The 11,395-nt window shown below is 35.6% G+C and carries 11 protein-coding genes; 2 read left to right on the top strand and 9 right to left on the bottom strand.

Annotated elements, in window-relative coordinates; all coding sequences use genetic code 11:
• Positions 1-134 precede the first annotated feature (134 nt).
• Genes E1750_RS05300 through E1750_RS05290 form a run of 3 tightly spaced genes read right to left on the bottom strand, consistent with a single transcriptional unit; the run spans position 135 to position 3,242 of the window.
• Positions 135-899 (bottom strand): TIGR02757 family protein, encoded by a 765-nt coding sequence (locus E1750_RS05300; RefSeq protein WP_133275774.1) that lies wholly within the window; start codon positions 897-899, stop codon positions 135-137.
• Complete coding sequence (locus tag E1750_RS05295) at positions 892-2,574, bottom strand: LIC_10190 family membrane protein (RefSeq protein WP_133275773.1); 1,683 nt, start codon at positions 2,572-2,574, stop codon at positions 892-894. The genes E1750_RS05300 and E1750_RS05295 overlap by 8 nt, the downstream gene beginning before the upstream one ends.
• Positions 2,575-2,576: 2 nt before the next feature.
• On the bottom strand, positions 2,577-3,242 hold the full coding sequence (locus E1750_RS05290; protein WP_133275772.1) for an ABC transporter ATP-binding protein: 666 nt from the start codon (positions 3,240-3,242) through the stop codon (positions 2,577-2,579).
• Between the two features lie 150 nt (positions 3,243-3,392).
• On the opposite strand from E1750_RS05290, the gene E1750_RS05285 reads away from it, so the two are divergent.
• Positions 3,393-3,686: a hypothetical protein gene (locus E1750_RS05285; RefSeq protein WP_133275771.1), complete on the top strand. Its 294-nt coding sequence runs from the start codon at positions 3,393-3,395 to the stop codon at positions 3,684-3,686.
• A gap of 1 nt (position 3,687) precedes the next feature.
• Here the strand turns inward: E1750_RS05285 and E1750_RS05280 are convergent, their stop codons facing one another.
• From E1750_RS05280 to E1750_RS05260, 5 genes are all read right to left on the bottom strand, one after another.
• The gene (locus tag E1750_RS05280; protein WP_133275770.1) at positions 3,688-3,999 is read right to left on the bottom strand and encodes a DUF6787 family protein; all 312 of its coding nucleotides are present in this window, start codon (positions 3,997-3,999) and stop codon (positions 3,688-3,690) included.
• 34 nt (positions 4,000-4,033) lie between these two features.
• Complete coding sequence (locus E1750_RS05275) at positions 4,034-4,510, bottom strand: DUF6146 family protein (protein ID WP_133275769.1); 477 nt, start codon at positions 4,508-4,510, stop codon at positions 4,034-4,036.
• A 110-nt stretch (positions 4,511-4,620) separates the two neighbouring features.
• Positions 4,621-5,571 (bottom strand): D-2-hydroxyacid dehydrogenase, encoded by a 951-nt coding sequence (locus E1750_RS05270; RefSeq protein ID WP_133275768.1) that lies wholly within the window; start codon positions 5,569-5,571, stop codon positions 4,621-4,623.
• A gap of 230 nt (positions 5,572-5,801) precedes the next feature.
• Positions 5,802-6,872, bottom strand: coding sequence for a 3-phosphoserine/phosphohydroxythreonine transaminase (serC, locus tag E1750_RS05265; protein ID WP_133275767.1), 1,071 nt, complete (start codon positions 6,870-6,872; stop codon positions 5,802-5,804).
• 93 nt (positions 6,873-6,965) lie between these two features.
• Positions 6,966-8,024 carry an acyl-CoA reductase gene (locus tag E1750_RS05260; protein ID WP_133275766.1) on the bottom strand — a complete coding sequence of 353 codons (1,059 nt, stop codon included), beginning with the start codon at positions 8,022-8,024 and terminating at the stop codon, positions 6,966-6,968.
• A 140-nt stretch (positions 8,025-8,164) separates the two neighbouring features.
• Here E1750_RS05260 and E1750_RS05255 point away from each other — a divergent pair, with 140 nt between their 5' ends.
• Entirely contained in the window at positions 8,165-8,515 is a 351-nt protein-coding gene (locus E1750_RS05255) for a 4Fe-4S dicluster domain-containing protein (protein ID WP_133275765.1), read from the top strand.
• Between the two features lie 127 nt (positions 8,516-8,642).
• Here E1750_RS05255 and E1750_RS05250 read toward each other — a convergent pair whose 3' ends face one another.
• A complete protein-coding gene (locus E1750_RS05250; RefSeq protein ID WP_133275764.1) occupies positions 8,643-11,318 on the bottom strand; it encodes a TonB-dependent receptor in 2,676 nt (891 codons plus the stop codon).
• Between the last annotated feature and the right edge of the window lie 77 nt (positions 11,319-11,395).

Here is an 11,395-nt window from a genome sequence, read left to right as displayed (position 1 = left end):
CAAAAATGGGTAGATTGGCGCTATAAAGTAGCGTAATATTAAACAAATATAAAAATAATAATTGTATTACAAATCATCAAAAATGACTTTTAATTTGTTGAAGTCTTTTGCTTCAAAAAGTTTGAAAAAAGCCATCAAAACCCCTCAAAAACGCCCAATCCAAACAACGCAAAATCATATTTTACAGGGTCATTTGGGTCGAGTTCACGGAGTTTTAAATCGAGTTCTGCCAACGCTTTTCCATCGTTTTGTTTTCGGGTTAGCAAACCTAATTTTCGAGCGACATTGCCGGAATGAACATCCAAAGGACAGGACAGGAGTGCTGGCGAAATACTTTTCCAAATGCCTAAATCAACACCTTTGTTGTCTTGGCGACACATCCATCTCAAGTACATATTGATTCGTTTCGCTGCAGAACCATTCGTTGGGTCGGAAATGTGTTTCTGAGTTCGGTTTTGATGTTCGATTTCAAAAAATATTTTTTTGAATTCCGAAATGCTTTTTTGCATCGAATCAGGTTCTTGGTGTTTTGCAAAAACAGCTTCAAGACCATTGTGGTTTTTGTAAATATGTCGCAAACCTTTTATAAAACTAGAAAAATCTTCTCCTTTGAAGGTTCTATGAACAAAGGATTCTATTCGTTCCAAATCATCTTCGGAATGTGACATCACAAAATCATAAGGCGAATTGCCCATCAAATCCATCATTTTGTGTGCGTTTTTGATAATCATTTTGCGATTGCCCCAAGCAATGGTCGCACTCAAAAATCCAGCAATTTCAATGTCTTCCTTTTGCGAAAACAAATGCGGAATTTGAATAGGGTCACTTTCGATGAAATCAAAGGTGTTGTATTGAATTACCTTTTCGTCGAGGAAGGATTTGATTTCTGATTTATTCATTTTCGGCTGTATTTTTTGAATAAAATCCATCAGCTAGGTCAGATGTTCTAAGTTGCGGTATGAAATTGTATTTCTTTTTTAAATAGTCTACTTGGACTTTGTTGACGCAAGGTAATTCCCCATTGGCTGTACCGTAAAAAAAGAAATTTTCCTTAGGGGAATTAAAATCTAAATTGCCTTCTGTTACTTTTTCGAATGCTATTTCAGCATATTTCGAATTTTTTTTTGGAATTAATATTTGAGTCCAACTGTTGCTTTCTTTATCTTGGTGCAGTCTATTTTTTGTTAAATTTGGATAGCCTATAATTTCTGTAAAGGCTAAAGGGACAACGATAGCGATTAGAAATGAATACAGCGCAGTTTTGATACTGCCTTTAAAGCAGCAAAAAATTGTGCTAAAAATTACAACAAATAAAAATACAAATTCAGGTAGGAAATAGCGGTATTGTGGGGAAGTAAATAATAAAATTAAAAAATTGAGAGCAAGGACTAAGTATAAAAAAATATATTTTGTTTGATTTTTATAGCGTTTGATGACTAGCCCAACTGCAAAAAGCAGAATAATTCCAAAGTTAAAAATGCGATTTATACCGCCGAGTTGAATCCAGGAATTTAATTTATGGAGGATTGTTGGATTTTTTAAATCACTCGTTTTACTATACCCTGAATTCTCGGTGATATGGATTACAAATTTTAATAATTTCTCAGGGATTGTCCAATCTCTGTTTATTGGTAAAATTTGTAATGGATAAAACGGGTAACCCGTTATAATAAAATTTTTAAGACATAAAACAGCTCCAATTATGGCACTTGCGGTAAGAAAGAAATAGAGCCTTTTTTTACTTTTGTACATTTTATAAAACAGTAGTAATATCAGGGGAGCTATCGTGATTTTTATAAATAGCAAATTCAAAAATAGGAGCGTTGCGATTTTATAATTTTCAAGAGAATCCTCTTTATCCATAAAATAATAAAATAGTATTTGGGATAAAATGAAAATTAGTAAATCGGGTGATGGGGAGCTAATAAATTGAAAAAATAAAATATTGAATATCAGAATAAATCCAATCCAATGAATTTCACCATTGATTTTATATCTTTTTTCAAATTCGGTTATGAAGTATAATGAGGATAAGTTTAAAATTAAACCATTAATATCATTACTTCGTTCAGTTAAAAAATTGAAATTAAACCCAGCCTGCAAAATGTGAAACGGTGAAGTCTGTCCAAAATAAATATGTAAATTCCCAAGGCCTTTTACTAATCCATATTCGTTTATCCACTTTATGGTTTGAAGATAGTAACTTTCATTATCAACAATAAATGGAAATTGGCTGCATTTAAACAGGGAAAATATAAATATTGATAAAAGACTACACTTTGAAGTAGTCGAAAGTGCTCGTAAATCGAATAGAATTTCTTTTACACTTTCTTTTATTTCTTTTGATTTCCAATAAGTTATTACGACGCTGATTAAAAAATTGGCGATAAATACTTCTAATCCAATTTTAAAAAAGAAACTGCAAATACTCAGTCCCAAACACTGGATAAAAAGGCCTAAAAATATTGGAATATAATTTCCTGAAGATTTTAATTTTAAAAGCGATTTTACGGCAATTCCGCACGGTATGAAGAACAATAAGAGTATAATCCAACTCAGTGCAATTAAAATCATAATTAATATTTAGAAATCAATCCATCGACCATCACTAATTTTCTATCCGCCATATTAGCGAGTTCTTCGTTGTGAGTCACAATGACGAAGGTTTGCCCAAATTCATCCCGAAGTTTAAAAAACAATTGGTGTAAATTTTCGGCAGAATGGGTGTCAAGATTGCCCGAAGGTTCATCGGCAAAAATAATGGCTGGTTTGTTGATTAAAGCTCTTGCAACAGCCACACGTTGTTGTTCGCCACCCGAAAGTTCGTTGGGTTTGTGGTTGATTCGGTGGGATAGTCCAAGATATTCGAGTAATTTTTTGGCTTCAGTTTCAGTTTCCTGACGTGATTTATTGGCAATATAGGCAGGAATACAAACATTTTCCAAAGCTGTGAATTCGGGCAATAATTGATGAAATTGAAAAATGAATCCCAAATTCAGGTTTCTGAATTTAGACAAGGTTTTGTCATTCATTGACAGAATATCTTGATCGTTGATACGCAATCCTATTCCGTTTTCGATGGTGGGTTGGTCTAATGTTCCAAGAATTTGCAAAAGCGTCGTTTTTCCGGCACCCGAAGCACCTACAATAGAAACGATTTCGCCTTTTTGAATATGCAAATCAACGCCTTTGAGCACGTGGAGTTGATCGTAATATTTATGAATGTTTTTTGCTTGTATCATAATTTGCAACTGTTTTCACAAAGAAACAAAGATTTTGCTTAGCAATGCCAAAATTTTTATAGTTTCATTTCTTTCCAACCGCCAACCGCCAACCGCCAACTTCCCACTTCTAACTTGAATTCGTATCTTTGTTTTGAAAAATTGTAAAAAATGACAGAAGAAGTAATCATCGAGCAAGAAAGCAATAAAAACAGAAATCTTATTTTGGGAATCGTATTCGACGCGATAGGAATGTTGTCCTTCTCCATTCCAATGATTGGTGAATTTTCAGATGTGGTTTGGGCTCCAATGGCAGGGTTTTTAATGACTTGGATGTATAAAGGAAGGGTAGGGAAAGTGGGTGGAATTTTTACTTTTCTAGAGGAAATTATTCCGTTTACAGATTTTATCCCATCTTTTACATTGACTTGGATTTACAATTATTGGATCAAAAAAGAAAAATAAGTTACTTTTTCTCCTCTTTGAAAAGAAATCCTAATCCCATACTTTTTAACATTTTCTTTTCGAAGGCCCAGAAAAATTTAAATTGTCCGAAAATAAATCCGATCAACACTAAAAGTACTTGGTAAATGGGAAAAATTAAAAGCAATCGAACCGGAGTAAACCAAAGACCTAAATCTTCTTTTACAATTCCCAACCAATCACAAAATGGTTTCGACAACCAAGCAGAAGCCGAACCGGTGATGGCAAAAACGATAAAAATAATGCTGAGCTGAAAATTTGAAGTTAGTCCCCAGCGTTTTTTTAAATTCTCCATTTTAAATTAAAACTAATAGCACAAATATAGTGTATTATCTTGGAGGGACAATTCCATATAATCGCTGGTTATAGGTGTTTTGAAAGTAAATCATATAATTGTAAATCAAATAATTTACTTCATAGCCGTAATTGATATTTTGGTCATAATCGATTCTCATTTCATACAAATTCGGGTTATAGCGTTGCGGTTGTACCACGCGGTTATTCCATTCGTTGATGTAGAAAATGTTTTTAGTTTCTAGATAAGATTGAGAATGGTATCCTCGCGGAAAAGATCGGCTAGCGATCCACATACTAAAACCTGGGTCAATAATAATCACCTCATATTCTAAGGAATCATTAGCAATTCGGATGGTGTCGTTGGTAACTTTTATGTCTTTTTTGGCGATTTTGATGGTGTCGTTGACTACAGTTAATTTTTTTTCAGTAACCGACACAATTGATTTTGGGCTATTGCAGCTCAGAATAAAAAAGAAAATTAAAGTTAGTATGTAAAAATAATTTTTCACTTTGGAGTTTTGAATGCTAAAATTACGAAAACAAACGTTGGATTTTAACTTTTTAACAAAAAAATAGGCCGCCCTTATGAGACAGCCTATTGAGAAATTATTTCATTAATTTAGCTTAAAATGCTAATAATTTGTGACGCTAATTCGGTTCCAATTCGATCTTGAGCTTCTCCAGTTGCTGCTCCAATATGTGGAGTCAACGAGATTTTTGGGTGCATCAAAATGGTCATTTCTGGTTTTGGTTCACTTTCGAAAACATCTAATCCTGCAAAAGATACTTTTCCAGAATCTAATGCTTTTATCAAAGCTACTTCGTCAATTACGCCGCCACGAGCACAGTTTACGATTCCAACACCATCTTTCATAATTGCTAGTGCCGCTTCGTCAACGATGTAGCCGTCTTGTGCAGGAACGTGCAATGTGATAAAATCAGCTTCTTTAAACAAAGATTCTAAGGATTGTGAAACGATTTTAGTTGTTATAGATTGACCGTCGAAAAATTCAACTTTCACCTCTACTTGTGGAATAAAACTATCGGCAGCAATCACTTTCATACCCAAACCTAATGCCATTTTTGCTGTGGCTTGACCAATACGTCCAATTCCAACGATTCCAAGTGTTTTTCCTCTCAATTCCGTTCCGTTGGCATAGGCTTTTTTCAAACCTTCAAAGTTTGAATCTCCTTCTAAAGGCATATTTCTATTCGAATCGTGCAAGAAACGAACTCCCGAGAATAAGTGAGCAAAAACTAATTCAGCTACCGACTCTGATGAGGAAGCAGGTGTATTTATTACGTGTATTCCTTTGCTTTTAGCATAGTCAACATCGATATTGTCCATTCCAACACCGCCACGGCCTATAATTTTTAACCCTGGACAAGCATCAATAATATCTTTACGAACTTTGGTGGCACTTCTTACCAATACTACGCTTACGTTGTTTTCATTTACAAAATTGGCTACTTGTTCTTGGGCTACTTTTGTAGTAATAACTTCAAAACCACCTTTTTCTAAAGCAAGAATTCCACTTTTTGAAATTCCGTCATTGGCTAATACTTTCATTCTGTTTTTGTTTAAAAGTTTAAGGTTTAAAGTTGTTTAAACCAAAATAAATATTTTATTTGATCATCAATTCGTTTTCAGTACATTCCCAAATTGATAATAAAGGTTTTCTTCCTTCGCTTGCTTTTTTCCGCTAGGGAGAAAGTAATTGCGTTCTTATATTATATTTTTATACTGCAATCTGCAACCTGCAATCTGCAACCTGCAACCTGCAATCTGCAACCCGATTATTAAACTCTGTTTTCTAAATCTTTCATCACTTCAACCAAAACTTGCACGCTTTCTAGTGGCATTGCGTTGTACATTGAAGCTCGGTAACCACCTACAGAACGATGTCCGGGTAGACCAACAATTCCGGCTTCTTTCAACATAGCGTTGAATGTATCGGTGTGCAAAGGTGTGTCTAATAAGAAAGTAGCGTTCATTGTCGAACGGTCTTCCACAACTGCAGTTCCTTTGAATAATGGATTTCTGTCAATTTCTGTGTACAATAAATCTGCTTTGGCATTGTTTATTTTTTCGATAGCAGGAATTCCTCCAAGATTTTTCAACCATTGCAAAGTCAATAAAGACGCATAAACAGGGAAAACGGGTGGCGTATTGTACATACTTTCTGCTTTGATATGTTTAGCATAATCCAACATACTTGGAATATGACGACCATTTTTTCCAAGAATTTCTTCTTTAACAACAACTAGTGCTGTTCCGGCAGGTCCCATATTTTTTTGCGCTCCAGCGTAAATGATTCCAAATTTAGAAAAGTCAATATTTCTAGAGAAAATATCCGAGCTCATATCGCAAACCATTGGGATATCCAAATCTGGAAATTCCTTCATTTGCGTTCCAAAAATGGTATTGTTACTGGTGCAGTGAAAATAATCTGCATCAGCGGGAATACTATAATCTTTAGGGACGTGGTTGTAATTTTGCTCTTTCGAAGAACCAACAATCACTGTTTCTCCGAAAAATTTAGCCTCTTTTATAGCTGCACTCGCCCAAGTACCGGAATCAAGATAAGCCGCTTTACCGTTTTCTCTCATTAAGTTGTACGGAGCCATCAAAAATTCCATACTAGCTCCGCCAGCAAGAAAAAGGGCTTGGTAGCCTTTGCCTTCTAATCCTAAAAGTTCCAATGCCAATGCTCGAGCCTCTTCCATTACGGCAACGAAATCTTTGCTTCGATGCGAAATCTCTAAAATGGATAGATCCGAATTGTTGAAATTTAAAATGGCTTGAGCTGATTTTTCAAAAACTTCTTGTGGTAAAATACAAGGTCCTGCGCTGTAGTTGTGTTTTTTCATGGTATAATTGATGTCCAAAAAATTAAGTTGCAAATTTCGGAAATCGGACCCGAATATGCATTAAATAATTCGAAATAATTCGCTTGATTTTTTTTAGATTGTTGACAAAAATGTGATTGTATCCACATTATCTGCATAATCCCATAAATTTGGCGTTTGGGTTTGTCCAAAGGCAATACTGTTTTCGACAAGATTGTTACTGACAATACATTGAATTTTTTCCTGTTCTAATTGTAATCGAATTTGTACTGCTGCGATGCTATCGTAGTATTCGTAAAACACACTCGAAATCGGTGAAGCATAACTAACATCTTCCTTAATGGTCAAAAAGCCATTGTCTAATAATTTGAAATTGCTCATCAGGAAAACTGCTTTGTTGTAATCGTAATTGTTGGCGTATTTTTCATAATGAATGATGTCCTGATAGTCGAAAATTGCTTCAAAAAACGCATCAAAGGAATAGCCTTTTGGTACAAAAAGTTTCGAAACATTGCGGCATCCCAAGCCAAAATACCTGAAAATATCTTCACCCAACGCTAGGAGTTGTTCTTTGGTTTCCTTTCCGTTTAGTACAGCAACCGAATTTCTGTTTTTGCGAATAATACTCGGTTTGTCCCTAAAATAATATTCGAAATAACGAGCCGTATTGTCACTTCCGGTGGCGATTATTGCATCAAAATTTTCTAGTTTCCCTTCGACAAAGCTAATTTTGTTCGCAAATGAGGGTTCGACGGCAATGAGGTATTTGGCTAAAAATGGCAACAAAAACTGATCGTTAGACGATGTTTTTATGACCACATTATGACCAGAAATTAAAACAGATAAAAAATCGTGAAAACCTACCAATGGAATGTTTCCCGCTAAAATGAGCCCGACGGTTTTGGGTTTTACCTTATCAAAATTATAGGCGGACAGCCACTTTTCGAGGTTTTCTTCAGTCAAAGCTGTTGCCCAAGATTGCACGGCAAAAATTACGTTTTCAGGCGTGTACCAACCGTTATGCGATTGCGAAAGTTGAATTAAGTTTTCAAAATCTTCAAAAAACAAATCGTTTTGCAAAACGGATGGATCCATAGTAGACTCTTTCTCGGAAAACTGACTTAAAAATCGCCCTAATTCAATAAATCCATTTTTTTTATCGTTTTGTAGCATCTGTAATTTGTATTTGAAAAGTTTTGATTGTATTTTTGGCAAAAATAAGCTTTTTATTAGCTTTAGGCAATAGCTTCGAATGGTGTTCTAAAGCCCTGAAAACTTTACAATTCAGTATATAAACCAAAAACAATATAGATATGGCAATTATTATAACAGACGAGTGCATCAATTGCGGTGCCTGTGAACCAGAATGTCCAAATACTGCAATATACGAAGGCGCAGACGATTGGCGATATAAAGATGGGACTAGAATCAAAGGAAAAGTAGTTTTACCATCAGGCGAAGAAGTCGATGCAGACGAAGCGCAAACTCCTATTTCTGACGATATTTATTATATCGTTCCTGGAAAATGTACTGAATGCAAGGGATTCCACAGTGAACCGCAATGTGCCGCAGTTTGTCCTGTAGACTGTTGTATTCCGGATGATAATCACGTAGAAAGCGAAGAAACATTGCTTGCCAGACAAGCGTTTTTGCATAACGAATAAGAAAATATCGAAGTATAATTAAATCCTCGAGGTCTACTTCAGGATTTTTTTATGCTACTTAAAGGGCATTTCAAATAAAAAAGGGCTATTGATAAGACAGCCCTTCATTATTTATTTTTAAAATTCATTAAAAGCTAAATCCTAACCTTGTATAGTAATAAGCTCCGCTGAATCCCATTTGAACTGCATCCCAATATCCGCCCGCTTCAACCCAGTCGTCTTGTTGGTCAGGATAAATATTGAAAATATTATTACCGCCAACGGTTAATTTAAGTGATTTGGAAAGTCTAAATCCAAAAGTCAAATCCGTAACCATTTTTGCACTGTAAGTATCTGTTGCTGCTACAATTTGGTCAGCAAAACTTCCATAATCGGCGACGTCTTCGTACATTTGATAATCTAATAATTTCACTTCACTGAATCGTGTGAACGATAAACCAGCATTAAACCATTTTCTGTCATAGGTAAGATTCAATCCAAATTTGCTTTCAGGTGCCGATGCCAATAAGAAGGCTTTATCACGTTCGCCAAAGAAAGTCTGTTCATCAAGATTTCCGTTTTTAACCTCAGTAATCTCCATATGATTAATATTTCCGGTCAATGTCGCACCAAAAGTGTTTTCGTTAAATTTCTTTTTCCAAGCCAATACGACATCCAGACCTCTTGTTTTAGTGTCGGCTCCATTCACAAAAAACTGAGCCGCATCTACATTCAAGCCTAATGATGATGCATCAAAATAGCCTGTCAGTACAATTCGGTCTTTTACATTAATCATATAGCCGTCAATAGTTGCCGTAAAGTTACCTTTGGTTACTGTAAAACCTAAGGAGGCATTCAAGGCTTTCTCTTCATTTAATGATTCTATACCAAATGCCTTGGTGACCGGACTATCATTGGCCGAAAGCAAAACTTCGGTGGCTCCTGAACTGCTAAAATTGGTAAAACTGGTATTGTAATAAATTTGAGCTAGGGAAGGTGCTCTGAATCCGGTACTAATGGAGCCTCTCAAATTTACAGCATCCGAAATTTTAAATCTTGAAGAAATTTTTCCATTGATAGTACTTCCAAAATCGCTATAATTTTCAAAACGAACAGCTGTGCTTACAAGTAGATTTTTTGTAATGTCAAATTCAGCATCAACATAGGCCGAAAAATTAGAGCGAGATTCATCAACCACGTTTTTTGGGCTATAGCCAGGAAAACCTTGTGAGCCACCCGGTCTTGGTTCGCCAGAAATAGGGTCAATAGGTGCAGATTGAGTTAATGGATTGGTAATTGGATTTCCATTGGTATCATAAGTTGCATAAGAGCCCACTTCACCAGCAAAAATTTCGAAGTTCTCTGTTCTGTATTCTGCTCCAAAGGCAAGATTCATTCCTTGAAATACTGAAGAATAGTTTTTAGAAAAATCTAAATTTAATGTGTTTTGACTAAGACTATGTCCACCAGCATCGAAACGAGTTGGGGAGGCACCTTCTAGCGAAGCATTTAAAGTTCCTTTGATGGTGTAATCAAAAACATTTTTGCCGTATGTATTGCTTAAATCAATATTCCATCCGCTAGCAGTTTTGGTTTTGAAACCAGCGGCAATAGCGTTGTCAACAATTATGGAAGTAATTCGCGGGGTGAAACCACCTGGATAGATAGATTCAACCACTCTTTCACCATCATTTCTGGTAAATGCGTAGGCATCGGTGTCTCTATAATTTCTACCTCCAAAGGCATAAAAGTCAATTTTATCCGAAACCGGAAGTGATAAATTAGCCATAAAATTTGCGCCGACAATGCTGGCTTCACCAAATCCTTTTCTAAAGTCAAAACCAGGTCTTAAGGTTTTTTCTTTGTTTAAAAATTCACCGGTAAAGTTCACAAAACCGCCCTTTTTTCCTAAGCCAGTTCCGTAATTTGCCGTAATTTTTGTCGAAGCACCATCAAATTGTTTGTTTTTACCAAAGCTATTTCCATTTCCATTGGTGTCCAATCTAAAATCTTTTGTATTTGCTGTTCCTGCCGGGAAATCACCTTGTGCATCCGTATTATAAACCCCAAAGGAAACTGCTCCTGTCAGTTCATTGATATTGTCGTTCAATACAATATTTATTACACCGGATATGGCATCTGAACCGTATTGCGCAGCAGCACCATCTCTCAAAATTTCAATTCTCTTAATGGAAGATGCAGGAATTGCATTTAAATCGGTTCCAGTATTTCCTCTTCCACGAGTTCCAAAAAGGTTAATCAATGACGATTGATGTCTTCTTTTTCCGTTAATCAAAACCAAAGTTTGATCAGGTCCCATTCCTCTCAAAGAAGCGGGATCTACGTGGTCGGCACCGTCTGAACCGGATTGTTTATTGGCATTAAAGGAAGGCGCAACATATTGCAATAATTCATTAATTTCTAACTTTCCGCTTTGTGTAGTCACGGTTTTTACATCTATAATATCAATAGGCACCGCAGAGTTGACAACCGTTCTTTTGGTATTTCTGGAACCTACAATTTGAACTTCTTGCAATTCTTGTTGGCCATCAGCATCTAAAACAATATCAATCGTACTGCCAATAACGCTTTTAGCAATAGATTTGTATCCTATGTAGCTAAAAACAAGAGTGGCACCCTCTTCCACTTTTATCTTATAAACTCCATCAATATCCGTTGAAACTCCATTTTTAGTTCCTTTTTCGTATACATTTACACCTGGTAAAACGGCTCCAGAATGGTCTCTTACAATTCCGGAAATTTCTTTTTGTGCAAAAAGAAATGTGGTGCATAAAAACAATAGCAACAATGTGATTTTTTTCATAAATAATCGGTTTTTAATTTGACTTTGGTTTAGTAATAGTTTGCAATATATACGTTTTTAACAAAACATTTGCTGAA

The sequence above is a fragment of the Flavobacterium nackdongense genome (genome assembly GCF_004355225.1).
GTDB lineage: Bacteria > Bacteroidota > Bacteroidia > Flavobacteriales > Flavobacteriaceae > Flavobacterium > Flavobacterium nackdongense.
Note: the sequence above shows the minus strand (reverse complement) of the source record. Positions and strands in the feature narration are given on the sequence as shown.